This is a genomic window from Pseudarthrobacter sp. 902506025, from assembly GCF_040702325.1.
Classification (GTDB): domain Bacteria; phylum Actinomycetota; class Actinomycetes; order Actinomycetales; family Micrococcaceae; genus Arthrobacter.
In genome coordinates this window covers 446,229-472,761 of the sequence record NZ_JBFBKW010000001.1, presented here as the reverse complement: position 1 = coordinate 472,761, position 26,533 = coordinate 446,229, and the positions used below count along the sequence as shown (strand labels likewise).

The 26,533-nt window shown below is 62.8% G+C and carries 22 protein-coding genes; 19 read left to right on the top strand and 3 right to left on the bottom strand.

Annotated features, from left to right (window positions below):
- Positions 1–144 precede the first annotated feature (144 nt).
- The gene (locus AB0280_RS02080) at positions 145–2,121 is read left to right on the top strand and encodes an amino acid transporter (RefSeq protein ID WP_366366106.1); all 1,977 of its coding nucleotides are present in this window, start codon (positions 145–147) and stop codon (positions 2,119–2,121) included.
- Positions 2,122–2,145: 24 nt separating this feature from the next.
- Here AB0280_RS02080 and AB0280_RS02075 read toward each other — a convergent pair whose 3' ends face one another.
- Positions 2,146–2,922 (bottom strand): response regulator transcription factor, encoded by a 777-nt coding sequence (locus tag AB0280_RS02075; protein WP_366366105.1) that lies wholly within the window; start codon positions 2,920–2,922, stop codon positions 2,146–2,148.
- Between the two features lie 231 nt (positions 2,923–3,153).
- On the opposite strand from AB0280_RS02075, the gene AB0280_RS02070 reads away from it, so the two are divergent.
- Positions 3,154–3,477: a hypothetical protein gene (locus AB0280_RS02070; RefSeq protein WP_224025985.1), complete on the top strand. Its 324-nt coding sequence runs from the start codon at positions 3,154–3,156 to the stop codon at positions 3,475–3,477.
- Between the two features lie 81 nt (positions 3,478–3,558).
- On the opposite strand, the gene AB0280_RS02065 is transcribed toward AB0280_RS02070, so the two are convergent.
- Positions 3,559–5,121 carry a CehA/McbA family metallohydrolase gene (locus tag AB0280_RS02065; RefSeq protein ID WP_366366104.1) on the bottom strand — a complete coding sequence of 521 codons (1,563 nt, stop codon included), beginning with the start codon at positions 5,119–5,121 and terminating at the stop codon, positions 3,559–3,561.
- A gap of 254 nt (positions 5,122–5,375) precedes the next feature.
- Here AB0280_RS02065 and AB0280_RS02060 point away from each other — a divergent pair, with 254 nt between their 5' ends.
- The 9 genes from AB0280_RS02060 (at position 5,376) to AB0280_RS02020 (ending at position 15,367) form a co-directional block, all read left to right on the top strand.
- On the top strand, positions 5,376–5,549 hold the full coding sequence (locus tag AB0280_RS02060) for a CsbD family protein (protein WP_159633138.1): 174 nt from the start codon (positions 5,376–5,378) through the stop codon (positions 5,547–5,549).
- Between the two features lie 803 nt (positions 5,550–6,352).
- Positions 6,353–6,772 (top strand): hypothetical protein, encoded by a 420-nt coding sequence (locus tag AB0280_RS02055; protein WP_224025983.1) that lies wholly within the window; start codon positions 6,353–6,355, stop codon positions 6,770–6,772.
- 209 nt (positions 6,773–6,981) lie between these two features.
- Positions 6,982–8,250, top strand: coding sequence for an alkaline phosphatase family protein (locus AB0280_RS02050; protein ID WP_224025982.1), 1,269 nt, complete (start codon positions 6,982–6,984; stop codon positions 8,248–8,250).
- Complete coding sequence (locus AB0280_RS02045) at positions 8,247–9,380, top strand: alkaline phosphatase family protein (RefSeq protein ID WP_224025981.1); 1,134 nt, start codon at positions 8,247–8,249, stop codon at positions 9,378–9,380. Before AB0280_RS02050 ends, AB0280_RS02045 begins: the two co-directional genes overlap by 4 nt.
- A 583-nt stretch (positions 9,381–9,963) precedes the next feature.
- Entirely contained in the window at positions 9,964–11,472 is a 1,509-nt protein-coding gene (locus tag AB0280_RS02040; RefSeq protein ID WP_307489990.1) for a glycoside hydrolase family 32 protein, read from the top strand.
- Positions 11,472–12,470, top strand: a complete 999-nt coding sequence (locus tag AB0280_RS02035; RefSeq protein WP_307489988.1) for an aldo/keto reductase family protein — start codon at positions 11,472–11,474, stop codon at positions 12,468–12,470. Before AB0280_RS02040 ends, AB0280_RS02035 begins: the two co-directional genes overlap by 1 nt.
- 248 nt (positions 12,471–12,718) lie before the next feature.
- Positions 12,719–13,732 (top strand): LacI family DNA-binding transcriptional regulator, encoded by a 1,014-nt coding sequence (locus AB0280_RS02030; protein WP_425328572.1) that lies wholly within the window; start codon positions 12,719–12,721, stop codon positions 13,730–13,732.
- 78 nt (positions 13,733–13,810) lie between these two features.
- Complete coding sequence (locus AB0280_RS02025) at positions 13,811–14,122, top strand: hypothetical protein (protein WP_307489984.1); 312 nt, start codon at positions 13,811–13,813, stop codon at positions 14,120–14,122.
- A 177-nt stretch (positions 14,123–14,299) separates the two neighbouring features.
- The gene (locus AB0280_RS02020) at positions 14,300–15,367 is read left to right on the top strand and encodes an IS110 family transposase (RefSeq protein WP_366366103.1); all 1,068 of its coding nucleotides are present in this window, start codon (positions 14,300–14,302) and stop codon (positions 15,365–15,367) included.
- A 958-nt stretch (positions 15,368–16,325) separates the two neighbouring features.
- Here AB0280_RS02020 and AB0280_RS02015 read toward each other — a convergent pair.
- The gene (locus AB0280_RS02015) at positions 16,326–16,661 is read right to left on the bottom strand and encodes a hypothetical protein (RefSeq protein ID WP_307489980.1); all 336 of its coding nucleotides are present in this window, start codon (positions 16,659–16,661) and stop codon (positions 16,326–16,328) included.
- 111 nt (positions 16,662–16,772) lie between these two features.
- On the opposite strand from AB0280_RS02015, the gene AB0280_RS02010 reads away from it, so the two are divergent.
- The 8 genes from AB0280_RS02010 to AB0280_RS01975 all read left to right on the top strand — a co-directional run bounded on the left by AB0280_RS02010 (position 16,773) and on the right by AB0280_RS01975 (position 26,364).
- A complete protein-coding gene (locus AB0280_RS02010) occupies positions 16,773–18,254 on the top strand; it encodes an ABC transporter substrate-binding protein (protein WP_307489978.1) in 1,482 nt (493 codons plus the stop codon).
- 93 nt (positions 18,255–18,347) lie between these two features.
- Positions 18,348–19,325 carry an ABC transporter permease gene (locus tag AB0280_RS02005; protein WP_307489976.1) on the top strand — a complete coding sequence of 326 codons (978 nt, stop codon included), beginning with the start codon at positions 18,348–18,350 and terminating at the stop codon, positions 19,323–19,325.
- 32 nt (positions 19,326–19,357) lie between these two features.
- Positions 19,358–20,284, top strand: coding sequence for an ABC transporter permease (locus AB0280_RS02000; protein WP_307489974.1), 927 nt, complete (start codon positions 19,358–19,360; stop codon positions 20,282–20,284).
- Complete coding sequence (locus AB0280_RS01995; protein WP_307489972.1) at positions 20,281–21,228, top strand: ABC transporter ATP-binding protein; 948 nt, start codon at positions 20,281–20,283, stop codon at positions 21,226–21,228. Before AB0280_RS02000 ends, AB0280_RS01995 begins: the two co-directional genes overlap by 4 nt.
- A complete protein-coding gene (locus tag AB0280_RS01990) occupies positions 21,225–22,295 on the top strand; it encodes an ABC transporter ATP-binding protein (protein WP_307489969.1) in 1,071 nt (356 codons plus the stop codon). The genes AB0280_RS01995 and AB0280_RS01990 overlap by 4 nt, the downstream gene beginning before the upstream one ends.
- Positions 22,296–22,615: 320 nt before the next feature.
- Positions 22,616–24,040 (top strand): glycoside hydrolase family 32 protein, encoded by a 1,425-nt coding sequence (locus AB0280_RS01985; RefSeq protein WP_307489967.1) that lies wholly within the window; start codon positions 22,616–22,618, stop codon positions 24,038–24,040.
- A gap of 91 nt (positions 24,041–24,131) precedes the next feature.
- Complete coding sequence (locus tag AB0280_RS01980) at positions 24,132–25,136, top strand: carbohydrate kinase family protein (protein WP_307489964.1); 1,005 nt, start codon at positions 24,132–24,134, stop codon at positions 25,134–25,136.
- 172 nt (positions 25,137–25,308) lie between these two features.
- The gene (locus tag AB0280_RS01975) at positions 25,309–26,364 is read left to right on the top strand and encodes a LacI family DNA-binding transcriptional regulator (protein WP_307489962.1); all 1,056 of its coding nucleotides are present in this window, start codon (positions 25,309–25,311) and stop codon (positions 26,362–26,364) included.
- Positions 26,365–26,533: the final 169 nt, after the last annotated feature.

The window sequence follows — 26,533 nt, the reverse complement described above, 5'->3', positions numbered from 1 at the left end:
GCAAGACAACATGCCTCTCTTTGTTGTCTGGAACTCCTGACCCGCGGGTAAGAGCAGCTTAGGTCCGGCGATCCGGACCAGTACTGCCCGGTTTCATGGGCTCCGCTTCGGGCCCGTGGTTCCAGACCCCAACGGAAGAACCCGATGACAACCCCTTCTGACCACGTCGTCCCCGCGCATGTTGACCTCAAGCAGGAACCTGGCCCGGACCGCAGTCCCCTGGTGCGCTGGCTGCTCGCCAACCAGGTGGCTCCCACCGGCCCGGAGGCCGAGGAGGACCACAAGCCCAACGCCTGGTGGAAGGTCATGTGCCTGACCGGCGTCGACTATTTCTCCACACTGTCCTATCTGCCCGGCATCGCGGCCCTGGCCGCCGGGGCGCTGTCGCCGCTTGCCACCCTGCTGATCGTGGCCCTGACACTGCTGGGTATGCTGCCCATGTACCGCAGGGTCGCCCAGGAAAGCCCGCACGGTCAAGGATCGGTGGCCATGCTGGAGAAGCTGTTGCCATTCTGGCGCGGCAAGTTCTTCGTCCTGCTGCTCCTGGGCTTTGTGGCAACCTCGTGGATCATCACCATCACGCTCTCGGGCGCCGACGCCTCAGTCCACCTGCTGGAAAACCCGTTGATGCCCGAAGCACTCAAGGGCGGAGCAGTGATCATCACGGTGGTCCTCCTGCTGATTTTGGGTGGAGTGTTCCTGCTGGGATTCAATGAAGCCGTCGGGGTCGCCATCCCGCTGGTTGCCATCTACCTGCTGCTCAACGCCGCCGTCGTGGTGGCCGGATTCATCCACCTCGCGGCCGACCCGTCCCTGGTGGCGGGCTGGACCGACCGGCTGCTCTCCAGTGGCGGCGGCCCGATGGGGCTGGTCAGCCCGGCCATCATCGCCTTCCCGTTGCTGGTCCTGGGCCTGTCAGGGTTCGAAACCGGGGTGTCCATGATGCCGCTGATCAAGGCCTCCGGAAGCACGCCGGACGACGTCATGGCTTCCCGGGTCAGGAATACCCGCAAGCTGCTCACCACCGCTGCACTGATCATGAGCGTCTACCTCATGTCCACCAGCTTCCTGACCACCGTTATGATCCCGCCCAGCGAGTTCCAGGACGGCGGCCAAGCCAATGGACGGGCCCTGGCATTTCTGGCCCACGAACTATTCGGCGCCGGATTCGGCACCGTCTATGACATCTCCAGCGCCTTGATCCTCTGGTTCGCCGGCGCGTCTGCAATGGCCGGGCTCATCAACATCGTGCCCCGCTACCTGCCCGCCTATGGCATGGCGCCCGAGTGGGGCCGCGCTGTCAGGCCTGTTGTGCTGGTCTACACCGTGGTGAGCATCGGCATCACGATAGCCTTCAAGGCGGACGTGAACGCCCAGGCCGGCGCCTACGCCACAGGGATCCTGGCCATGATGGTCTCGGGGGCGGTCGCCGTCACCGTCTCGGCCATCCGGCGTCGCAGCCGGGCCAGCGCCGTGGGCTTCACTGCACTGACCCTGATCCTGCTGTACGCCTTGGCCGACAACGTCATCGAAAAGCCGGACGGCCTCCTTATCTCCGCGTTCTTCATCGGCGGCATAATCGCCGTCTCCCTCGTGTCCCGCGTTACACGGACCACCGAACTGCGGGTCGACACCATCGAATTCGACCAACCCGCCCGCCAGTTCATTACCGATTCCATCGCGTACGACCGGGAACTCCACATCATCGCGAACAAACGCCAGACCGGGGACGGGACGGAGTACGCGGAGAAGGAGTTCGAGCAGCGCGGGCTGAACCCCGTCCCCGGCCCCGCCGACGTCATCTTCCTGGAAGTTGAGATATCCGACCCCTCGGAATTCAGCCACACGCTTCGGGTCGAGGGCATCGAGGTTGACGGCTACCGGGTCCTCCGCGTGAAGTCCCCCGCCGTGCCGAACGCCATCGCAGCAGTCCTGCTGGCCCTCCGGGACTCGACCGGGGTCATGCCGCAGTGCTACTTCGAATGGTCTGAGGGCAGCCCGGTCAACCACCTCATGCGCTACCTGTTCCTTGGCCAGGGCGATACGCCTCCGCTGGTGCGGGAAATCCTCCGCGAGACGGAACCTGACAAGGCGGCCAGGCCCGGCATCCATGTGGGTTGACCGGTGCAAAGGGGGATGCGCGGCTCACGCCGGGACGCTGAAGTTACCGGTACCCGGGGCACGGCTGGGGGCCGCTGTAAACAGCCTGACGGCGTCCACGCGGTTGGTGCACCTGAGCTTCGAGTAGGAGTGTTCCAGGTGTTTGGATACCGTCCGCGGGCTGATTCCCAGAAGGTGGCCAACAGCTGTGCTTTTGAGGCCTTGCGCCACAAGCGCCAAGATTTCTGCCTCGCGGTCTGTCAGACCGAACTCGTCGGCAGGCCACGGATTGTTCGTTGCAGTAGGCGGCGGCTGTGAATAGGCCGTGTCGAGGAGGCACAGCAAAGGCTGGATTTCCCTGGCAAGGTCCATTTCCCTGTCGCTGAAATCTTGATTCCAGCGGTTCATGACCCAACTGTGCAATGTTCCCGGGCCCGCCAGTGCCGTCCGTAGCGACAATTGACGGTTTATCCGCATCTCCCGGAAGCCTTCACGATAAAGCCTCGATTCGTGGAACTCCCGGTCGGAAACAATGTCGCTGAGGCGCCGCGGGCGCCACACGCCGGCCATGGAGTCGCCTAAGGCGCTTGTGACGAGCGGATGGTCGTTTCGGAATTCAAGCAGTTTTCGGGCAAGATCACCGAACGGGTGGTTCCCGGGGCGGGCGTAGACCTCCGCCCGGACCTGCTGCATATCCAGCTCATTCCATGCCAGCCCATCGCAGGGGAAAAGCTTCGACAGGAGATCGCTGGCCGCTTTCAGATAGGTCCCGCGGTCCGGCAGCCGGACGAGCTCGCCGGCCAGGTCACCAACAGCATCCATTGTTCTGCCCACCAAAAACGAATGGTTCGTTTTCCAAGGCTAGGGGCCGGAATTCAGCACATTCAAGGGTTTGCCAGTTGTAGGGGCTACCCCATTTGGTCCGCACCCGCTATGCGCAGAATTGCGTATGTAAGCCGCATGCAAGGGGTTCTATATTCGCCTTGCCGGACGTGGCAGGCCATCCACCCGCGCGTCTGCAAGAAACGGACCCGACCCAAGAAGGAGAAGATCATGGCAGTCGCAATCATCATGGAGTTCGACGGGTCGACGCTTGAACAATATGACGAGATCAACAAAAAAATGGGCTTGACCCCCGGCGGTCCCGGTCCCGCAGGTTCGATATCCCACTGGGCCACGGCTACGGATAAAGGATTCCAAGTCACCGACGTCTGGGAAAGCCGTGAGCAGTTCGACACCTTCGCCCAGGAAAAAATCGGACCTCTCAGCATGGAATTGGGCTTTGCGGCACCCCCGAAACTGACTTTCCATGAGGTGCACAATTACCTTACGTCCAATACCGACAGCCTCAGGACGTCGGTCCCGGCGCAGCAGTGACGGAGCCCAACAGCTGAAGAAGGTCCCGGGGCCGGTCCCTCGCAGGAGCCGGCCCCTAGGCCTTTTTCCGTCAATCGACCCCTATTTGGCGCCGAGGAAGATCGGGTTGGTCAATGCGGCCATTGGACCCAGCAGCAGCGTCGTCCCCATATTGGTCCCGTTGCTCGCCGTGCCGTCGGCCATGGGATGGCGCACCTCGGCCCGCACGTAGGCGGAGAGCTGGGCGGTGGTGATCCAGGTGTGGGTGCCCTGGCCGGAGGCCGGGAGCGTCACCTGCTGGGTCTGCCCTTCATCAGTGATGATCCGGATGACACCGTTGGGAACACCACTGACGTCGATGCTGACTGTCACCGGGGCATCGGCTTTGACGTCGAGCCGCTCCCCCACTCCTGCCTTCCGGCCGGCTGCGGACACGGTGAAGTCCAGGGAGATGCCGGCGGACTCGGCAATCCAGCTGCGGCCGTTGCGGATGCCGTCCAGGATGGCGTCGTGGGAAAGCGCTGCGGCGTTAACGACGTTATGCGGCAGGCCGATGACCTGCGGCTCGCTGTGTGCGTCGCTGTTGCCCATCGCAGGGACCGAGCGGCCGCCGGTGCGCACCGAACTGGCGAGCATGGAGTCCCACGTGTTGATGGCGTACTCATCGTCCGCGGTCCATGGACCGGTCCAGACTTCAACCGCGTCCGCATCGTCGTAGCCGAATTTCCAGCGGCATGCGACATAGGGGCAGTACGGGTGGGCGGGGACGACCAGGCCACCGGAGGCGTGGATGTGCTGGGCCTCCTGCTCGAAGCCCTTGTCGCGGGCGCGGTAGCGCCAGTCGATCCAGTCTCCCGGCTCGATCCCAAGGGCGAGGTAGTGACCGTTGCGGGTGGTAACTTCCTCACCGGTGAGGATGAGCAGGTCGTCGCCGGCCAGCGGACCCCATACGCCGTGGGAGGCGGGAGTGTTGTGGTCGGTGCTGATCATGAAGTCGAGTTCCGCTGCCCTCGCGCCGGCGGCCACCTCTGCCGGCGTGCGCTTGCCATCCGAGTAAATGGTGTGCAGATGGGCGTCACCGCGGTACCAGGCGGGGCCACGGCCCTTGGCCTGCTTGGGCGGGTACTGGGGACGGAACGGGGCAGCGTCGGGCCCGTACTCGAGGGTGACATTGACGGTGTAGTCCATGCCCTGTTCGGCCACCTGATAAGGGCCCAGGGCAATATTCCAGGTGCCTTTGCCCACCGGTCCGGGCAGGTAGCCAGGGGTTGCTTCCGCGGCGCTGATGAAGAATTCGGTGCGGAAGCCGCCGGACCAGCCGCGGAAACCCTTCCCGGCAAGATCGGTGCCCTTCTCGTCGAAGACGCCGATGTCGCAGGCGTTGGACAACAGTCCGGGGGTAACTGTGGGTTTGCTGTAGCTGTAGGACACGCTGATCTTGTTAACGCCGGCGGGGACCTCGACCGGCAGGTACACAAAGTCCGCGGCACCGGGATCCAAGTGGCCGGTGATGGTCTTGGTCCTGCTGCTGCCCGAGTCGGCAGCGGCAAAGGACATCGGGGCCAGGGTCACGGCAGCACCGGCCAAGGCGGCGGCAAGGAATCCACGGCGGGAGGGGGACAGGAAAACACTTTCAGCCTCGTGGGCTTTACATGGTGAACTCACCGCCCGAGTCTCACGATGCGGACCGAACGGGAAGCGACGTGATGGCAAACACCATCTGAACCACGATGATTAATTGGGAGCCGCATAGCGGTTACCGGCCCTCGAATGGGACCTGGCCTGCAGCCGCTTTCGCCAGCCGGGGGGCATCCGGGAAGCGGGCAAAGCAGCGACAACACTTGAAATTGGGAACCTAAGCATGCTTACTATGGATGCAGCCGAATGCGAACGGCTGCCACACCACAGGAGGTAAGACCATGGGACTGGGCGACAAGATCGATAACGCTGCCGAGAAGGCAGGCGGCAAGGCCAAGGAAGCTGCAGGCGCAGCCAGCGGCGATGAGAGCCTGCGGGCCGAAGGCCAGGCAGACCAGGCCAAGGGTGACTTGAAGCAGGCCGGGGAAAAGGTCAAGGATGCTTTCAAGCACTGACCGGATCAAGGGAAAGGCGCGCTCAGCGAACGGGGCGCGCCTTTTCTGTGTCCATCGCCGGGACTCCAACCACCGGTGCCTGCCCGCGCAAATCCCGGCGCCAATCATGCGGAGTTTCGCCCGGATGTCCCGGCCGCGTGGTCCTATGCTCTGGCTATGCACCCCTTAGTGTCGATCGGCCTGGTGTTCCTCACCGGATTTGCCTGGATGGGTACCGTAGTGATCTTGCTGGTGTCTTTGGCGAAGGCCCGACGGCGGTCGCGAACCCGGGCAGGCAATGGCGTTGGGGGTCCGGAAGCCCAAAAAGCTGAGGCGGCGGCAGCGCGGACCTCACGCGCCGCCCTTTAATCAGGACGATGACCAGCCAGCGGGCCACCCGGACTAATCACCGGAGCTCCACAGTTGCATCAATCTCCAGTGCCGTTCAATGGCTGATCCCGGAGCCACTCGTCCGGGTCCGGTCAGTACTGGCCAACAGTTGAGCCTGCCCGCGTAGGATTGCCGGAAGATCAACACACTGGGGGACGCGTGGTTCTTTGCCGAAGGCAGGCATCTGGACGGTACGGGAGCTCGGCCGCCTCGCACAAGGCTGGCTTCCTCTTCCGGCGGCCGGGGCCGGTCCTCACTGGGGCTCCGAAGTGAATGACGGCCAGCAGCAGCCAGCCCACCCTCCCCAGCCGCGTCATTCTCCGCGGGTCCAGTATCAGCACCAGCCGTACGGATACCCGCAGCCAGGCTGGCCGGGGCCTCCGCCGAAAAAGAAAAGCCGGCTTGGATGGATCCTCGGCGGTGTCGCGCTGGCAGTGGCCCTGCTGTGCATTCTCGTCTTCGCGGGATGCTCGGCGCTGGCCCAGGAGATCAACGGTGGCGGCGGCTCCCAGGAAGAGAAGGCGAGTGCCATGCGGGCCCGCGCGGACAACCTACCGGAGAATGATTGGGTGGAGGTCTCCCGCCTCGACCCCAAGGTTGATCCCGGGTGTCTCTCCATCGACACATCCTGTTTGCGGCTGAGCGCACGGTGGTCCGTGGCCCACAAGGTCAGCCTTGAATCTGCGGCAAGCAGGTTCGGCATGACGTCCGGAACGGGCGACGCCGCCCTGGGACGGTACGTGGGTTGCATCAGGACCGGAACTGGTGGAACAAGCCGGGAGTCACTGTGCATCGAGGAGTCTCCCGAAGGCTCAGATTCCTACGAAATCACCATTCAGATGGAGCGTGACTGAGGACTGGCTCCAGGGACGGACCAGTCCGCTCCCGCAGAACCTCCAGTGAACATTCCATGAACAGCCCCGGTTCGGAGCCAAGACCGTGACAAGCCGTGATCTACTGGTGAGCGCAAAATCTTACCGACCAGTAACTTCAGGTCCGGCGACCGGCCCAAGGCGGGGAGCGTGCCCGCGTCGCCGTCCTCCTCACCTGCAAGGAACCAGACGTGAACCTCTCCAGACGCCACTTCCTTGGCGCCGCAGGAACCGCTGCCGCGACCACCTTGGCCGCCGGCAGCGCCTTCCGGCCGGCCGCCGCCGCACCGTCCACGCTTCCGGCGCCCAGCGACTCGGGCATCGAGCACATCGTTGTCGTGATGATGGAAAACCGCTCCTTCGACCACTTCCTGGGCTGGCTGCCCGGTGCTGACGGCACGCAGTCCGGCCTCAGCTACATCGACCGCTACGGCATCCCCCACTCCACCTACCATTTGACCGACTTTCAAGGCTGCGGCCACCCTGACCCCGACCACTCCTACGAGGGCGGCCGGATCCAGTACAACAGCGGCAAAAACGACGGTTGGCTGCGGGCGGGTGAGAACGACGAGTTCTCCGTGGGTTACTACAGCGAGCCGGATCTTGACTTCTGGCGCCAGGCCGGACCGGACTGGACTGTCTGCGACCGATACTTCGCCGCCACCATGGCCGAAACGTACCCGAACCGCTTCTACCAACACGCTGCGGCCACGGACCGGATCCACAACTCCTCCACCACCTCCACCCTTCCCACCATCTGGGACCGGCTGGCCGCGGCAGGTGTTTCAGGCAAGTACTACTACGGCGACATCCCGTTCACGGCACTGTGGGGAACCATGTACCAGGGCATCTCCCGTCCGTACGCGGAGTTCCTTGCGGACTGCTCCGCCGGCGCTCTGCCTTCCGTCTCTTTTGTTGACCCGCGCTTCACGGACGAAGGCTCAGGAACCTCCGGCGACGACCATCCGCACGCGGACATCCGCTCGGGCGAAACGTTCCTCGCCGAGGTCTACAACGCGGTCACGTCCGGCCCAGGCTGGGCGAACACCATGCTGGTGGTCAATTACGACGAATGGGGCGGTTTCTACGACCACGTGCCCCCGGCGACGGCACCGGACACCAGCCCGGAAACAGCGTTGCGCGGATTCCGTGTTCCCTCCTTGGTGGTCTCACCCCGCGCACGCCGCCGATACGTTGCGCACGACGTCTACGACCACACCTCGGTCCTGAAGGCCATCGAGTGGCGCTGGAACCTGCCTCCCCTGACACCCCGGGACCAGGCCGCACGCAATATTGCCGAGGTCCTGGACTTCGGAACGCCCGCAAACCTTGCCGCCCCCACGTATCTGGTCCCGCCCTTTGTGGCCGGCCCTGCCTGCACCCCGGTGGGCCCGCCTCCGGCCGAGGAATGGTCCGGCCTGAAAGAAAAAGCACTTGCTGACGGATGGAAGCTCCCGTGAAAATCAAACTCCGCCCCGCCCTGGCCGCCATGGCCGTGCTTGCCGCCGCCCTCGGCGGAACTGCGGCCACCCTCAACCCCGCCGCCGCCATCAGCGCCCCCACCGCGTCGACACCAAGCCAGGGCTACCTGCCAGGAGCCAACCACGTCTTCGTCATCAACCTCGAAAACAAGGGCTACGACGAAACGTGGGGCCCGGCGTCGGCCGCTCCCTACCTCTCCCAGACCCTGCGCAGCCAGGGCGTCCTGCTGAACCAGTACTACGGCACAGCGCACAACTCCCAGCCCAACTATGTTGCCCAGATTTCCGGGCAGGGCCCCAACGCCCAGATGCAGGCCGACTGCCAGACCTACACGCCGTTCGTGGGCGCCGGCACCGCGAGCCCCGGCCAGGCCGTCGGTGACGGGTGCGTCTTCCCCACTGGCGTTCCCACCGTCGCCGGTCAGCTGAAAGCGGCCGGCAAAACCTGGAAGGGCTACATGGAGGACATGGGCTCTCCCTGCCGGCACCCTGCCCTGGGCGCCGTCGATGATACGCAGAAGGCGCGGGTGGGCGACCAGTATGCGGCGCGGCACAACCCGTTCGTGTACTTCGCGGGGATCACCGGATCGCCCGACTGCGCCGCGAACGACGTCGACCTGACCGCCTTAGCAACCGACCTCGCCTCCGCTGCCACCACGCCCAACCTGTCGATGATCACCCCCAACCTGTGCCACGACGGGCACGATTCCCCCTGCGTTGACGGACATCCGGGCGGGCTTGCGAGCGCCGACGAATGGCTCAAGCAGTGGGTTCCGGCCATCACGTCCTCCCCCGCGTTTAAGCAGGACGGCGTCCTGGTCATTACCTTCGACGAGTCCGACGGGCCGCAGTCGGACGCGAGTGCCTGCTGCGGGGAAGGTCCCGGACCGAACGCTGCGCTGCCCGGCATCACGGGGATGGGCGGCGGCAGGGTGGGAGCCCTGGTGCTGTCTCCGTTCACCAAGGGCGGGACATGGTCCACCACCCCCTACAACCACTACAGCCTGCTGGCCAGCATCGAGGACACATTCGGCCTGCCGTACCTGGGGTACGCCGGAACGCCCGGACTCAACCGGTTCGGACTTGACGTCTACAACGCCAAGGTCTGACGCCCACAGGGCTCCGGCCGCCGGCCCGGATAGCAGCATCGCCGGGCGCGCTCCACACCCGGGCGCTCTTTGACAACCGAGGGGTAACGCGGGTAACTTGGATCACATCAAGGTAACGCGCGTTACTTAAAGGTGTTGGGCCACAAGCCCTCCCGGGAGAGGGCGCGTTTACTCAAGAAGTACAGGTGACGGTTCAATGGCGGCGGCGGGAAATGCGGCGTCGTCGAGGGACGCCGTTTAGCCACCTCGGGAGATATGACGGTGAGCGCCTTCCAGAACGTGGCACCTGGTGGACGCCGCCCTGACAGCAGGACAGTCGACCACTGCCGGCCAGCAGTTGGTCGACTGTCCGCCGCTAAAACGCTCTTCGGTCCGACCGCGAAATCAACGTCGAAGAGCACATCCCCCACCCACCCTTCACCTTGCTGATGAAGACAGGAAAGAGATATCCCATCATGACACAAAACCCGATTCTTCAGGCCGGCCCAGGCGCCGCCTGTCCGGGTCAGGGCAGCATCTTAATGCCAACCCACGGCCGCTCCATGGCACTGCGGACCGCGCACACGGCCATCAAACGAGAACAATGAACAGCGTCACCCCGACCCTCGACACCTACCGGCCGGCCATCCACTACGCTGCCAGGAACACATGGCTTAACGATCCCAACGGACTGGTCTTCCACGAGGGCGTCTACCATCTCTATTACCAGAACAACCCCTACGGAAACGTTCACAGCAACATGTCGTGGGGCCATGCCACCTCAGCAGACCTGGTCAGCTGGGAGGAACAACCGGTAGCAATCCCCTGCGATGAAACCGAGGACATCTTCTCCGGCAGCGTTGTGGTGGACACCGGCAACACCAGTGGATTCGGCGCAGACGGAAAAGCCCCCTTGGTGGCCATCTACACGAGTGCATACAAACCGGGTTCCCCCCATCAGGGCACCCAGGCCCAGTCCGTCGCATGGAGCACTGACGGCGGCTACGCCTGGACGAAGTATGCCGGCAACCCGGTCCTCACCAGGAACTCACCGGAATTCCGGGACCCAAAAGTCTTCCGCTATAACGGCCCGGCCGGCAGCTACTGGGTCATGGTGGCCGTCGAGGCACATGACTTCACTGTCCTGCTTTACCGCTCGGAAGACCTCAAGAACTGGGAGTACCTCAGCACCTTCGGCCCTGCAAACGGCACCGGCGGGATCTGGGAGTGCCCGGACCTCTTCGAGCTGCCGCTGAACGGTGACGCCTCGGCCAGGATATGGATCCTGACGGTGAACATGAACCCCGGAGGCCCGAACGGCGGGTCGGCAGGCCAGTATTTTGTGGGAGAGTTCGACGGCGCCACGTTCCGCTCCGAGACAAGCCTCACCGAGGGTATGCAGGATCCGGAGCGCGTACCCGACTACCAGTGGCTTGACTGGGGCCGGGACTACTATGCAGCCGTCTCGTTCAGCAACGTTCCAAACGGCCGGCGGTTGATGATCGGCTGGATGAACAACTGGCAGTACGCCAATCACATTCCCACCTCTCCCTGGCGCAGTCCCATGAGCCTGGTCAGGGACATTTCCCTTGTTTCCGTGAACGGTCAACCCCGACTCATTCAGCAACCCGCGCCGGAAGTAAAAGCAACGTCGGAGTCCGGCCCCCTGCAGAGGCTATCCATAAACGGCCAGGCAGCAGTTGAGGGCGGCACAGCAGTACAGGCCATCGACATCATCTTTACGCCGGGCAGTGCCGAGGAATTCGGCCTTGTTGTCAGGGGTTCAGCCGACGGCACGGCCGGGACGCGGATCGGGATCCGGCCCCGCAGTGGAGAACTCATCGTGGACCGTACCCGCTCCGGGGACACCGGCTTTCACGAAGCTTTCCCCTCCACCAGCCTCGCTCCGATTGCCGCCCGGCAGGACGGCAGTTACGCGCTCCAGATCTTCGTTGACCACTGCTCCGTGGAAATTTTCGCCAACGATGGGCTCGCCACCGTGACTGAACTGATCTTCCCTGACCGTGCCCAGACATCCCTCACCCTGTACTCCACTGGTGGCACAGCCGACGCTGCGCTCCAACTCATCGATTTAGGAAAGGAAGAAGCCTGATGGAACACCGCGAGCTGGGATCCTCCGGCCTATACATCAGCGAAATCGCGTACGGAAACTGGTTCACACACGGTGAGCAGATTGACCAGGATGCAGCGACGCAGTGCGTCAAGCAAGCACTGGATTTGGGCATCACCACCTTCGACACCGCCGATGCCTATGCCGGAACCCGGGCCGAGCAAGCGTTGGGCGAGGCGCTCAAAGGGACCCGCCGTGAAAGCGTCGAGATCTTCACCAAGGCGTACTTCCCTACGGGGGACGGCCGGAACGACCGCGGCCTGTCACGAAAACACCTCATGGAGTCCATCAACTCATCGCTGCGCCGTCTCCAAACCGACTACGTCGACCTCTACCAGGCCCACAGATACGACTACGAGACCCCGCTGGAAGAGACCATGCAGGCCTTTGCCGATATCGTCCGGGCCGGGAAAGCGCACTATATCGGGGTCTCAGAGTGGACGACGGACGAGCTACGGTCGGGCGCCGCCCTGGCCAACGAACTTGGCATCCAGCTCATCTCCAACCAGCCGCAGTATTCCATGCTCTGGCGCGTTATCGAACAGGAAATCGTTCCACTGAGCGAGGAGCTGGGCATAAGCCAGATCTGTTGGTCTCCGCTCGCCCAGGGAGTCCTCACCGGCAAGTACGCTCCCGGCGCCGCGGCCCCACAGGGTTCCCGCTTCCGCGCCGACAACGGCGGCCTGAAAAACGACCACCGCTTTCTCAGCGAGGACATCCTCACCCGTGTCCAGCAACTGAAACCCCTGGCCGAAGAGACCGGACTGTCGATGGCAGCCTTCGCTGTCGCATGGGTACTGCAGAACCCCAACGTCTCGGCAGCCATCGTGGGAGCATCCCGGCCCGGGCAACTCGTCGACAACGTCCAGGCTGCAGGAGTCAAGCTTGACCCGGAACTGCTCGTGAGGATCGATGAGATCCTCGGCCCGGTCGTCGAAAGAGACCCGGGGAAGGTCGAGTCCTTCAAAACCCGTCCCTAACCGCCACACGTCCCGGCCGGAAGACGGCTGGGGATGTCCGCGCCCATCAGCGGCTATTGACACCTCTTAGTAACGCGGGTAACTTGGATCACACGCGCATGGTAACGCGAGTTACTTGCAATCGGGCAGGACAGATGTCCTCCCGGCAGAACTGGCACTACCCGGCTCAATGAAGACCACTGGAGCATTCAATGGCGAAAAACGCCTCCTCAAGCAAACCCGTTGCTGCACGGCAGCGTGGTGTCACCATGAGTGACGTCGCCAAGCATGCCGGAGTCTCCCGGACGGCTGTCTCATTCGTGCTGAGCAACCGAGAAAACGCCAGCATCTCGGAAGAGACGCGGACCCGGATCGCCGACGCCGTTCAGGCCTTGGGCTACCGTCCAAATGCCGGGGCCAGGGCGTTGGCATCCCAGCGCAGCGACTGGTATGGGATTGTCACCGAGATCGTGACCGCACCCTTCGCAGTGGACATCATCAAAGGCGCCCAGGACCAGGCCTGGATCGACCATCGATTCCTCCTTATTGCCCCGTCGGACCAGGGCGATACGGCCGGCCCCAACCAAGGTATGGAGGAGGCTGCCGTTGAGAAGTTGCTGGAGCAGCGGGTGGAAGGCCTGCTGTACGCGGCAACGCACCACCGCGGTGTACATGTGCCCCCAAGCGCGCACGAAGTGCCCACGGTGCTCGTCAACTGTTTCGACCTGGACGGAAAGCTGCCCTCGATCGTCCCCGACGAAAGGGCCGGCGGACGGGTGGCCATCGAACGCCTCCTCCAGGCCGGCCACACCAGGATCGGTGTGATCAACCTGGACCCGGGCATCCCTGCAGCTGTCGGGCGTCTGCAGGGGGTCCGGGAATCCCTGGCCGACGCAGGCCTTGAGCTCGATCCGGAGCTGGTGGTGGCCGGGTATGCAACGGCAGACGGCGGCTACGACGCTGCCTGCCAAATCCTTGACCGGTACCCGGCCAAGGAGAGGCCAACCGCTCTTTTTTGCCTCAATGACCGCATGGCCATGGGCGCTTACGACGCCATAAAGGAACGTGGCCTGGCCATCCCCGGTGACATCGCCGTGATCGGCTTCGACAACCAGGAACTCATCGCGGCCTACCTCAGGCCCAAGCTGACCACGGTTGCGTTGCCGTTCGAACAGATGGGCGCTCTGGGAGTCCAGACGCTTGCCGCCCTTACAGCAGGACAGCCGATCACTGCCGGCCAGCAGTTGGTCGACTGTCCGCTGCTAGAACGCTCTTCGGTCTGACCGCGAAATCAACGTCGAAGAGCACATCCCCCACCCACCCTTCACCTTGCTGATGAAGACAGGAAGAGATAAACCATCATGACACAAACCAGGTTCTTCACGTCTGCCCGCATTGCCGCGGCCGGACTGGCCGTAGGCGCGATGCTGCTGACCGGCTGCTCTGCCACGGGCAACAAGCCCGGCGGCACCGACGCCGCAGCCAACGCCGGCGCGTTCCTCACCATACCCCGCGAAGACATGGGCACGTTCGTGCAGAACTTCAACCCGTTCGCACCGACCGTCAACCCCATGGTCTGTAACTCTTTACCCGGTTGCTCTGTGAGCAGCTGGCAGGCTGGTGCTGTGGTCCGGCTTGGGCGTGACTCACCCATGGTATTGCCTCCGGTGTGAGCTGTTCGGAGTGCGCTTTCTTGGATATGTCCGCCCTAGTGGGGCCCGGCATCGGTTCTGTCTACAGCGCTGGCCTGATTAGAAGCATGCCCACCCGAACCGGGTGTGGCCCATTACAGACCTGCCACGCCGTTACCCGCTGATGCGCTTTCGTTTCCCGGTATCGAGGAGGAACTAATGATCGTTGCAGAACACTTTGCCTTTGTCGTCGGCATTGATACTCACGCCAAAACCCACACTCTCTCCATCATCAACACCGCCAGCGGCGGAGAGATCGCAAATGAAACATTCCCGGCCACCTCAACCGGAGGCAACCGCGCATTAACTTGGATCCTTCGGCACACGGGTGTGCCGCAGGATCACGTTCTCCTCTCCATGGAAGGAACTGGATCCTACGGTGCGAAGCTACGGCAACAAGCCTCCGACGCGGGCTTCCAAGTCACCGAAGCCCCTGTTCCGAACCAGCGGCTTGGGCGCTACCAGGGTAAATCCGATTCCATGGATGCGACCCGTGCAGCACGAGCTGTTCTCAGCATCCCGGTAGAGCACCTGCCGGAACCACGCTCGGGCCAGAATCACATGGCCTTACGGATCCTCTCCAACGCACGCCGGACGATGGCACGAGAACGCACCGCGGCCATCAACGCCCTAACTGCACTTCTGCGCGTCGTAGACCTTGGCCTGGATGCGCGCAAGCCCTTGACCATCACCCAAATCAAAACCGTCGCAGGTTGGAGAGAACGAGACGAGGAATTCGGAACCAAAACATGCCGCCGCGAAGCGGTCAGGCTGGCTCAGCAAATCCTGACCCTCCAGAAACAAATGGCCAAGAACCATACAGAACTCGAAACACTCGTCCTGCAAGTACAACCGGGGCTCTTGCAGGTCTACGGCATCGGCCCAGTCCTGGCCGCCATCATCCTCACCGCTTGGTCACACACCGGGCGAGTACGATCTGAAGCCGCATTCGCAGCTCTTGCCGGCACCTGTCCGATTCCAGCCTCGTCCGGCGGCACCAAGAGGTTCCGGCTAAATCGCGGAGGCGATCGCCAACTCAACAAAGCCATCTACACGATCGCCCTCATCAGAATGAACCGGGACCCAATTACCAGAGGCTACGTGATGAAGCGAACAAGCCAGGGAAAAACCAAGAAGGAAATCATCCGAAGCCTCAAGCGCTACATAACACGGCAACTTTATCGAACACTGAGTGGGGCGCCGGAAGCCGTACTTTCAGCGGGTTGATTGTGGCAAGGAGGTTCTAGATCTGCCGAATGCTCAAAAGAAAAGAGGTCCTCGCCGCTTTCCTGATTCGTTGCCGTCTCCTCTAAGAGACGGTTTAGCCTTCGAAGCGACTGCAGCCGCAAGGCCAACGAAGGCGGCGATCAGAAGAAGATTGAAGAGTATATCGGTAATGTTCGAACCGCGGCTAAGTGTAACCACGGTGACGATAACAAATGCCAGGCCACATGCAAGGCACAAAAGACATGTAATCTTCGCCCACGCAGGTAAAAGGTTCAATTGACTCAGCATGTACCCCCCTATTTATTAAGTAGAGCTTAGTCCCAATTCTAAGAGAAATCTAGGTTTGTTCAGCTGCGGCGGTTACGTCTCAGGTCGCCTGGGGGTGGAAAGGAGCTGACACGTGCCACGATTTGGAGCACTCGTGAGGCACCCCAAACCGTGGTCGAGTCTAGAGTTACGTCATCCGGAACTGTAGGTAGTACTCGCCGAACGCCCCACCTACGTGCGTGCAGGGTTTGACGATCACCGCGTTATAAGTCAGCAACTGTTGGTACCTATCCTGGCAATTGCGCTCGGCCCTGAATGTTTCGGTCTGCAGGACTCCTACGACATCCGGAGAAGGCGTAGCGGCGCTAGCGGCCGCCATGCCGGAAAATGCCGCTCCTCCGGCAATTGCGACAACGGCAGCGGCACGTGTGATTACATTTTTCATTATTCCCCCAGGCTGAAATGGACCTTACATGGCAATGATGCTCCTCACGAGACTTCTCCGGAAATGAGACCTTTATCGGAGCCTTTTTAAGAGGTTTGTCCTGCGAAGTGATAAACGCTTATCGGCACCTTCCTGTAAGTCAAGAGGAACTTTCTCACTCTTCCTTGATCTTGAAGAGTGTTATTAGGAGAAGAATCTCGCCCCTGCGCGGGCCGTTGATCTTCTACCGAATTTCCACCCCCGGGATTAACCCTTTAAGCGTTGCCAGTGCCAAGCGTGCCAGAACATGAGTGCGAGAACGGTGGCAACGCCGATGAAGACGCTGGTGGGCGCGAAGGTGAAGAGAACGTAGGCCATGCTGACCTGATCCGTCATGCTCACTTCCAAGGAGCCATTCAGGAGTGCCAATATCCCTCCCAGGATAAAGACCCCGGACAACGCCCACAGAACTAGGATGAACGGATTTAGCCGCCGCGGGAGTGCGCCCTCTTTTGTGGTTTCGGCAGTTATGTCATCTGGTGTCATACCGTCTTCACCGATCACCTCACGGAAACCAATGTTTTCGTACTGCCCACTTTCCATGCCTATCCCCCCAGATTTGCTGCAGTTCGCAGATCGCTTGAAGCAAAGCTTAGCCTCCGCAAGATACGGGGGTACTGGGGCCTACGTTTCGGCCCGGAGCCAACCCAACCGATGGTTGACGAATATAGAAGCATCCAGCAGTCCATTTACGAGTCACTCCTGATCTTCAACCCTGCCAAGGGAGACACCGTGCCGTGGCTGGCCACAGACTGGAAGGCCGCCGACGACGGCAGGTCCATAACCTTCACCTTGCGTGATGGTGTGAAGTGGTCCGATGGCCAGCCCCTGGTTGCCGACGACGTGGCCTACACGTTCGAGCTTCAGAAGAAGCTGAAGGGCGGCTACGAGTACCTCGACGGCGTGAGCGCAGAAGGCAACAAGGTCACGTTCAACTTCAACAAGCCCTGGTCCCCCGCACTCTACGACGTCGGCCAACTCAGCATCCTGCCCAAGCACATCTGGTCCGCACTGGCCGATCCGGAAAAGGACGCCAACGCCAAACCGGTAGGCACCGGACCCTACACCGAGGTGGACAACTTCCAGGCACAATCCTTCGTGCTGAAGAAGAACCCCAACTACTGGCAGCCGGACAAGCAGAAGATCGCCGGCATCAAGATGCTCGCTTTCGCCGGGAACGACGGCGCCAACCTCGCCGCCGCAAACGGCGACGTTGACTGGGCGCCCCAGTACATCCCGAACATCGAAAAGACCTTCGTCTCAAAGGACAAGGACCACCGGCACTACTGGTTCCCGCCGACCGGTGCCATGATCAACTGGCAGCTCAACACCACCAAAGCGCCCTTCAACGATGTTGATGTCCGCAAGGCGCTGAGCATGGCCGTGGACCGGGACCAGGTCACCAAGATCGGTATGAGCGGCTACGCCCAGCCGGCCGACTGCACCGGGCTCTCCGGCAACTACGAGACCTGGAAGAACACCCAGGTCAAGGACAACTGCACCTGGACCAACCACGACGTCCAGAAAGCCAATGAGCTGCTGGACAAGGCGGGCTACGCCAAGGGCGCCGACGGCAAGCGCACGCTCAAGGACGGCAAGCCGTTCGAGTTCAAGATCTCCGTGGGTTCAAGCTCGTCCGACTGGCTCTCGGTTGCGAACGTGATCTCCCAGAACCTGGCAGAAGTCGGTGTGACCGCGAAAGTGGACTCCCCGGACTGGGCCGCTGTTGTGTCAGGCTACGAAACCGGTGACTTTGACTCCGGCATCGTCTGGAGCGCCAACGACCCCAGCCCGTACAAGTACTTCAACACCTCCATGGGCTCCTCCACGGTGAAGCCGGTGGGTACCAAGACGTTCGACAACTACCACCGTTTCGGCGACCCCAAAGCCGATGCCCTGCTGACGGAGTTCGCTACCGCCACGGACCAGTCCAAGCAGAAGGATATTGCCAACAAGCTGCAGGAAGAGTACAACGACGCAGCACCGCTGGTGCCGCTCTTCTCCGGCCCGGAGTGGGGTGCCTACAACGACACCCGCTTCATTGGCTGGCCCACCCAGGACAATCCCTACGCCACCCTCTCGGTTCGCGCACCCACCACGGTTCTGGTGCTGACCAGTCTGGAACCGCGCAAGTAAGGGCCTGGCCGCCCACCGCGCGACACCGCTGGCCGCCGGACTATCCGGCGGCCAGCCCCCACACTTTCACCACTCCCGAATTGGAGGGAAACCGTGCGCTTCATCCTGCGCCGCCTGGGTTTCTACCTGATCGCCTTCTGGGCATCCATCACCCTGAATTTCCTGCTCCCCCGCTTCATGCCCGGGGACCCCGTCTCCCGAATGTTCGCCCGCTCCCAGGACCGAATGCAGCCCGAACAGATTGAGGCCCTGCGCAAGTTGCTCGGCGTCGACGACCGGCCCATCTGGGAACAGTACGCCGGCTACCTCCAGAACATCTTCACCGGGCAGATGGGGGTATCGATTTCACGGTTCCCCACCCCGGTCACCGAGGTCATCTCGTCCCAGATCGGCTGGACCCTGCTGCTCGGCGGCACCGCCCTGGTGATTGCCGCCGTCGTCGGTAACCTGCTGGGCATCCTGGCAGCGTGGCGCCGCGGCGGCGCGGTCGATTCAGCCCTGCCTCCCGTGCTGGTCTTCATCGGTTCGTTTCCATACTTCTGGCTCGCGATGGGCGCGCTGTACCTGTTCGGCGTGGTGTTGGGCTGGTTCCCGATCCGGCACGCGTTCACGGACGGCCTGGAGCCGGCGTTCACCACCGAGTTCCTCGGAGACGTCGCCGCCCACCTCGTACTGCCGGCGCTGACCATCGTGCTGGTCTCCATCGGTGGCTGGATGCTTGGCATGCGGAACACCATGATCGCCACCAACTCCGAGGACTACATCACCATGGCCGAAGCAAAGGGCCTCCGCCCGGCCCGCATCATGCTCCGGTACGCCGCCCGGAACGCGATGCTTCCGTCCGTCACCAGCTTCGGCATGGGCCTGGGCTTCGTCGTGGGCGGGGCCCTTCTCACCGAGGTGGTGTTCGCCTACCCCGGCGTCGGCTACCAGCTCCTCAACGCCGTCCAGGGCCTTGACTACCCACTCATGCAGGGCCTGTTCCTGACCATCACCGCCGCCGTGCTGCTGGCGAACTTCCTGGTGGACATCCTCTACGTCCGCCTCGACCCCCGCGTGCGCAGCAACTGAGCACTGCGTACCCAGTAACCAAGGGACCGACCATGACCAGCGTTATCCTCCAGCAGCCAACGGAAGCAAAAGCTGCCCGCAAAACCAACCGCGGCTTCATCCACGGACTCACCACCAACAAGAAGGCCATGACCGGCATGGCCATCATGTTCGTCTTCATCGTCCTGGCGCTGGCCGCGCCCATGCTGTTCCCGGGCGACCCCTCCAGGATCACCGGCATGGCCTCACTGGAACCGGACGGCGAGCACTGGCTCGGAACCACTGCCAAGGGCCAGGACGTGCTCGCCCTGACCGTCCACGGCGCCCGGAGTTCCCTGTTCGTGGGCCTTACTGTCGGGTTTGCGTCAACCTTCGTCGGTATCCTCGTCGGGCTGGCATCGGCCTATTTCGGGAAATTCGTCGACGAAACACTGTCGCTGCTGACCAACGTCTTCCTCCTCCTTCCCGGCCTGCCGCTGCTCGTCATCCTGGCCGCCTTCCTGCCCCCGGGACTGGGCACCGTGATCCTGGTACTCACCGTCACCGGATGGGCCGGATCAGCGCGCGTTCTCCGGTCACAGGCCCTGTCCATCCGTTCCAAGGACTTCGTAGCTGCCGCCGTCGTGTCCGGTGAGCGAGCCGGCCGCATCATGTTCCGCGAAATCCTGCCGAACATGGCATCAATCGTGATGGGGACACTGCTTGCCTGCGTCATCTACGGCATCGGGGCCCAGGCCGGCCTCGAATTCCTTGGCCTGGGGGACGTCAGCACCGTCTCCTGGGGAAACAACCTCTTCTGGGCCGGAAACGAAGGTGCCCTGCTCACCGGAAGCTGGTGGGTCTTTGTCCCCTCCGGCCTCTGCATCGCCCTGGTGGCATTCGCCCTGGCGCTCATCAACTACGCAGTCGACGAAGTAACCAACCCGCGGCTGCGGAAGATCCGCAAACCCGCACCCACCGAAAGGAGCGCGGCACAGTGACCGTCTCCCAGACCTCCTTCGGCTCCCACGAACCAGTCCTCGACGTCAAGAACCTCACCGTCAAGTACATCGGAGACACCCGCTCGACCACGGCCGTGGACAACGTCTCCTTCAGCATCGGCGCCGGTGAGGTGTTCGGGCTGGCCGGCGAATCGGGTTGTGGAAAGTCGACCATCGCCAACTCAATCATGCGGCTGCTCAAGGACCCGGCGAAGATCGCTGCCGGCAGCATCTCCTTCGGAGGAAGAAACGTGCTGGCGATGAACCAGGACGAGTTGCGCCGTTTTCGCTGGCAGGACGTTGCCATGGTGTTCCAGTCAGCCATGAATTCGCTGAACCCGGTGCTGACCATCGGGGAGCAGATGGCCGACATTTTCACCACGCACGCCGGTTACTCGCGCCAGGAATCCCTTCGACGCGCGGCACAGCTACTGGAGCTGGTGAGAATCGATCCGGGCCGCCTCAAGTCGTATCCGCATCAACTCAGCGGCGGGATGCGGCAACGCGCCGTTATCGCCATGGCCGTCGCCCTGAAGCCGTCACTTCTGATCCTCGACGAGCCCACCACCGCGCTGGATGTGGTGGTGCAACAGGAGATCATGGCGCAGATCAAGGACCTACAGCGCGAACTGGGCTTCTCCGTCCTGTTCATCACCCACGACATGTCCCTGATGGTGGAACTCTCCCACCGCATGGCCGTCATGTACGGCGGCCGGATCGTGGAGACCGCCAAAGCCCACGACATCTACACCTGCCCCGGGCACCCCTACACCCAGGCCCTCATGGGCGCTTTCCCGCCGCTTACGGGCCCGCGGGTCCCGCTCAAGGGCCTGCCCGAAGGCGTGAAGTTCCAGAACATCCCGGACCTTACCGAAATTGCGCCGGGCCACTTCGTGGCACCGTTTGACGCCGAAGCCGCCGTCTTTGAAGGAGCAGCACAATGAGCCACACCGTCCACTCCCCAACACGGCCGGATGTTTCCACCCGGACCCCGGCCCTGGAGGTGCGCGGACTGGGAAAGTCATTCCACACCGGCGGCCTGTTCTCCAGCCAGACCGTCCGGGCACTGCACCATGTAGACCTCACCATCGGCCGCGGAGAAATCGTGGCACTCGTCGGGGAATCAGGCTCCGGCAAAAGCACCCTGGCCCGCTGTGTCGCGAGGCTTGAGAAACCCAGCGAAGGCGCCATACTGCTCGACGGCGTCGACGTCCTCAAACGCGACCGCTTCCAGGCCTCACGCACGTTCCGCTCCCGGCTTCAGATGGTCTTCCAGGACCCCTTCGGCTCCCTCAACCCCGTACACCGGGTCGAGCACTTCCTGCGACGGTCACTCGTGATCCACGGCAAAGGCGGCTCCGGCCGGCGCGGAACCGAAGAGCAGACCCGGCATCGTCTCGAGGAGCTCATGACCACCGTCGGGCTGCAGGCTGACATGCTCAACTCCTACCCCCACGAACTCTCAGGCGGGCAACGTCAACGGGTCGCCATCGCACGCGCGCTCGCCGTCGAACCTCAAGTCATCCTGGCCGACGAACCAACGTCCATGCTGGACGTCTCAGTTCGCATCGGCGTGCTGAACCTGATGCGGAAACTACGCGATGAACAGGGCATCTCCATGCTCTACATCACCCACGACCTCGCCTCAGCCCGGTACCTCGCGGACCGGACGGCTGTCATGTTCGCGGGCGAAATCGTGGAAGAGGGCGAATCCCTGGACCTGCTGGCCAACCCGGCCCACCCCTACACCCAATTGCTGGTCTCGGCTGTTCCGGATCCGGCCCGTGCCGGCTCCTACGACCCCGTTCACCGCGCCCGGCTCCGGCAGGCTGTCATGGCTTCCACCACCTGCGCCTTCGAAGGCGATCCGGATCAGCGCTGCTCAGCCGAGGAACCCGTCCGGCACCAGGTGGGCGATCCGCTGGACCGCCACTGGGTCCGCTGCCACCTGTACCGGCCAGGCGCCGGCGGCGGCCACGCACTTTCAACGGAACCGCAGCCTGCAACCTGAAATTCCTGTTTCACAAACGGGCTACCCGTCCCGTCTGTCCTGGCAGGTGCACGGTACATCGAATACGACAGCAGCACCGCCCTGCGCTGCCCGAAAACATCAATATCCATGCTGTAGCAGCACCGAAGCTGTCTACCGAAAGGGAACCCATGCAAAATTTACCCCCTGTCTCCCGGCGTGCCCTCCTCACCGGAAGTGGAGCGGTTGCCTTCACAGGATCGCTCGCACTCTCAGCTTCGCTGGCCCAGCCGGCAGGAGCAGCACCACCAGAGACCCCAAGCGCCACTCCGGCCAAGCCGCCCCTTAAAGGACCGACCCGCATGCGCCCGACTTATCACTTCAGCGTCCCCGACAACTGGAAAAACGACCCCCAGCGGCCCATCTACATCGATGGCGAATACCACTACTACTACCTCTACAACGGCGATTACCTGCAGGGTGGTGGAGGCACATCGTGGCGCCGCGCGACCACCACCGACCACGTCTCCTTCCGCGACCGCGGCGTCGCCATTCCAAAGTTCAGCAACGACAACGGCGACTGCTGGTCAGGATGCCTTGTCATCGACGAACGAAACACTGCCGGATACGGCGAGAACGCCGTGATTGCCCTCGTAACGCAGGCGCCCCAAGGCCGCCAGGCCCAATACCTCTGGTACTCCACGGACCGTGGGCGCTCGTTCCAGCCCGGTGACCCGGCCCCGGTCCTGCCCAACCCCGGAGTACAGGACTTCCGCGACCCCAAAGTGATCTGGGACGCCGACCGGGGTCAGTGGTTCATGGTCAACGCCGAAGGGCAGAAGCTCGGCTTCTACACATCCCCCAACCTGCGCTCCTGGCAGCGGGTCGGCGAGTTCATCCGCACTGATCTGGGGCTGCTTGAGTGCCCCGACCTTTTTCAAATGACCGCCGACGACGGTACTTCGCACTGGGTCCTCGGCACCAGCGCCAACGGCAAAGGCCGCGGCCTGCCCGCAACCTACGCATACTGGATCGGGTCATTCAACGGCACCTCCTTTGTTCCCGACCAGGCCGAGCCGGAATGGCTGGACTACGGCTATGACTTCTACGGAGCAGTCACCTACCCCCACCACGACACCTCCGGAGCAGAGGATGCCACCCTGCGCCGGGCGCTCGGATGGGCGAACTTCTGGGACTACCCCCACAACACCCCGACCCTGGCGACTGACGCATACAACGGCGACGACATGATCGTGCGCGATGTCCGGCTGAAGAAGGAAGGCACCAGCTACCACCTCGTCTCAGCCCCGACAGCCGGCCTGAGCGACCACATTAAGCAAAGCCACCGCCTCGGTGACGTCACTGTCACCGGCACCCGGGATCTCGATATCAACTCACTGGCCTATGACCTGAACTGTGAGCTGAGGTGGGATCCAGCCAGCCCGCCCGCCAACGTTGGCCTTGAGATCTGCCGTGCAGCCGGCGGGGGCCGGCACGTCGCAGCCGGCGCATTCCTCCGCGGCCCCTTCGTGTACGTGAACCGGCGACCCACCATCAACCCAACGGGAGGGGAAAGCCAGACGCCCTTCGACCCCTCGGCAGGGCGCCTAACGCTCCGTATCCTCGTTGACCGGACAAGCGTCGAACTGTTCGTAGGAGACGGACGGGTAGTGCACTCACACCGGGTGTTCCCCCTTGACGGGGACAATGGCATCCGTCTTTACGCACGCGAGGGAACTGCCACCTTCGGCAACCTCACGATCAACGAAATCAGCGCGCTGCCATAGCCCAACGCAAAACGCTGCGGGCAGGCCATTCTGCCATCGGCCGCCGAATGGCCTGCCCGCTCCCCTACCATCACCTGCCGGAGAGAAGATCATGGCAAACCCCAAAACAACTCCCCATGACACCCAACGCTTCCTGGACGTCCTGGTTGTCGGCGAAGCACTCGTCGACGTGGTCACCACTCCGGACGGCCAGGTTGAGCATCCCGGTGGATCGCCGGCCAACGTCGCCTACGGCCTAGGGCTTTTGGGCGTCGCCACCGGGCTGCTGACGGCCATCGCCCCGGATGCACGCGGCACGCTGATAGAAGGGCACCTACGCCGGGCAGGAGTGACCCTCCTGCCGGGATCAAAGCTTCTCGCGCGCACGGCAACGGCCTCAGCAATCCTTGGGCCTGACGGCTCCGCGGAGTACGACTTCGACATCCATTGGGAACTGCCACCAGCAACGCCTGCCTGCTTGCCGAGAATCCTCCACACGGGTTCCATAGCCACCTTCCTGGACCCGGGGGCGGGCGTGGTCAAAGCCCTGATGGAACAAGCCCACGCACAGTGCACCGTGACCTACGATCCGAACATCCGTCCCTCGTTGCTGGGCAGCCATGCAGAAGCGAAAGGGATTTTCGAAGAACTCGTATCCCTGACCGACGTCGTGAAACTCAGCGACGAAGACGCCCACTGGCTCTATCCCAAGAAGACCCTTGAGGAAATTGCCGACCATATCCTCCGGCTCGGCTCAGGCCTGGCGGTCATAACAAAAGGGGCCGAAGGGTCCCAATTCACCTCCGCTGCCGCAGGCGTCACAATCCCTGCGGTGAGGACCTCGGTCGTGGACACCATTGGCGCCGGGGACTCCTACATGGCCGCGCTCATCCTTGGTCTCCTCACCCGCGGAACTGAAGGCTTCGCCCCTGCTGTCCTGGAGCAGCTGGGACGCACTGCAGCCGCAGCGGCGTCCATCACCGTACAGCGAGCCGGAGCCAACCCGCCGACTTTGGACGAACTGAAAGGTGCAGTCGAAGCACCTGGTTCCGCAACATCGAGACCCGCAACAGAACAAACCCACGGGAGCACTCCTGTAGTGGCTTCTTTGCCCTGACATGCTTCGACCCGGAAGGTGGAGAGGGTCCCGAGTGCACCGACGCCGGCGTGCCGGGAGCCAGCGCCACTCACCTCCTTGAAATCCGCGCAACGTCGGACTATAACGAATGGGTCACGAAGAGTCGCCTTATCATTGACAGCGCTGTCAGTAAGCGAGTTAGATCACACTCATGAATGACAGCGCTGTCGGAGCATCACCGAAAGAAGCAGCAAAACAGGCGTTGCCCCGACTTGCGGACGTCGCAGCTCATGCCGGGGTTTCCGCCAAGACGGTGTCCCGCGTCGTCAACAACGAAGCCAATGTGCGGCCCCAGGTCCGCGCCCAGGTCCTGCGTTCGGTGGCGGCCTTGGGTTATCGCCCGAACGCAGCTGCCCGTGCCCTGGTTACGCAACGGACCCATCAAATCGGGCTAATCGCAACCGCAAGCTCTCTTTACGGGCCCACCGCGGGATTGTTCAGCCTGGAACAGGCTGCCTGGAAGGCCGGCTACGGCCTGACACTCACCACGGTCAGAGAGGCGTCCGAGGCGCAACTTGAAGAAGCCATTCATTATCTGATGGTGCGTGGCGTTGAGGGAGTGATTGTTTCCGGTGTGGCGGGAGCCCTCCATCTCGAAGCGTCCGCCCTGACTGACATGCCCCTGGTCACCACCAGCCCCATAACGACCGAGTCAGCCAAGTACGTGCTGGTCGACTCGGATCAGGTGGCAGGCACGAGGACTGCCGTCCGCCATCTTTACGACTCCGGGCATCGTCGGATTGCGCACCTTGCCGGACCGCTTAGTTGGGACTCAGCAGCCCAGCGCCGCGACGGATGGCTGCAGGAAGTGGAGGACCTGGGACTAAACCCCGGCCCCCTCCTTGAAGGTGATTGGTCACCCAAGTCCGGATACGAAGCGGCACTGACCCTCGATCGGGCGGCCGCGACTGCCATCGTTGTCGCCAACGATCACATGGCGATGGGCGCCATCCGCGCCTTCACCGAGCAGGGCATGCGCATCCCGAATGACATATCAGTGATCGGCTTCGACGACGTTCCCGAAGCCGCCTACCAAATGGTTCCCCTCACGACGGTTCGCCAAAACTTTTCCTCCGTCGCAGAACGTTCCGTCCGCGAACTCATTCATCTTATTGAGGGACGCGAGGCGGAAGACACCAGCATTCACCTTCCCACCGAACTGATCGTGCGGGCATCCACCGCACCCTACTTCGGCAGTCTGGCCTGACTGGTCAGCTTCACCACCTCCCGTAGGAACGAACACCACCCACGTTCACTGGCGCAGCGGCGCGCCGACCTTACGGGCGAGCTGCCGCACCCACGTCACCCTCCCAATAGAAAGCAGAAGTCATGTCACGAGATATTTCACGTCGCTCCATCCTGGCCGCGTTCCCTTT

Coding starts and splice junctions, on each gene's coding strand:
- AB0280_RS02080 (WP_366366106.1), top strand. CDS start 145: ATGACAACCCCTTCTGACCACGTCGTCCCCGCGCATGTTGACCTCAAG.
- AB0280_RS02075 (WP_366366105.1), bottom strand. CDS start 2,922: ATGGATGCTGTTGGTGACCTGGCCGGCGAGCTCGTCCGGCTGCCGGAC.
- AB0280_RS02070 (WP_224025985.1), top strand. CDS start 3,154: ATGGCAGTCGCAATCATCATGGAGTTCGACGGGTCGACGCTTGAACAA.
- AB0280_RS02060 (WP_159633138.1), top strand. CDS start 5,376: ATGGGACTGGGCGACAAGATCGATAACGCTGCCGAGAAGGCAGGCGGC.
- AB0280_RS02040 (WP_307489990.1), top strand. CDS start 9,964: ATGAACAGCGTCACCCCGACCCTCGACACCTACCGGCCGGCCATCCAC.
- AB0280_RS02035 (WP_307489988.1), top strand. CDS start 11,472: ATGGAACACCGCGAGCTGGGATCCTCCGGCCTATACATCAGCGAAATC.
- AB0280_RS02030 (WP_425328572.1), top strand. CDS start 12,719: ATGAGTGACGTCGCCAAGCATGCCGGAGTCTCCCGGACGGCTGTCTCA.
- AB0280_RS02025 (WP_307489984.1), top strand. CDS start 13,811: ATGACACAAACCAGGTTCTTCACGTCTGCCCGCATTGCCGCGGCCGGA.
- AB0280_RS02020 (WP_366366103.1), top strand. CDS start 14,300: ATGATCGTTGCAGAACACTTTGCCTTTGTCGTCGGCATTGATACTCAC.
- AB0280_RS02015 (WP_307489980.1), bottom strand. CDS start 16,661: ATGGAAAGTGGGCAGTACGAAAACATTGGTTTCCGTGAGGTGATCGGT.
- AB0280_RS02010 (WP_307489978.1), top strand. CDS start 16,773: ATGGTTGACGAATATAGAAGCATCCAGCAGTCCATTTACGAGTCACTC.
- AB0280_RS02000 (WP_307489974.1), top strand. CDS start 19,358: ATGACCAGCGTTATCCTCCAGCAGCCAACGGAAGCAAAAGCTGCCCGC.
- AB0280_RS01990 (WP_307489969.1), top strand. CDS start 21,225: ATGAGCCACACCGTCCACTCCCCAACACGGCCGGATGTTTCCACCCGG.
- AB0280_RS01985 (WP_307489967.1), top strand. CDS start 22,616: ATGCGCCCGACTTATCACTTCAGCGTCCCCGACAACTGGAAAAACGAC.
- AB0280_RS01980 (WP_307489964.1), top strand. CDS start 24,132: ATGGCAAACCCCAAAACAACTCCCCATGACACCCAACGCTTCCTGGAC.
- AB0280_RS01975 (WP_307489962.1), top strand. CDS start 25,309: ATGAATGACAGCGCTGTCGGAGCATCACCGAAAGAAGCAGCAAAACAG.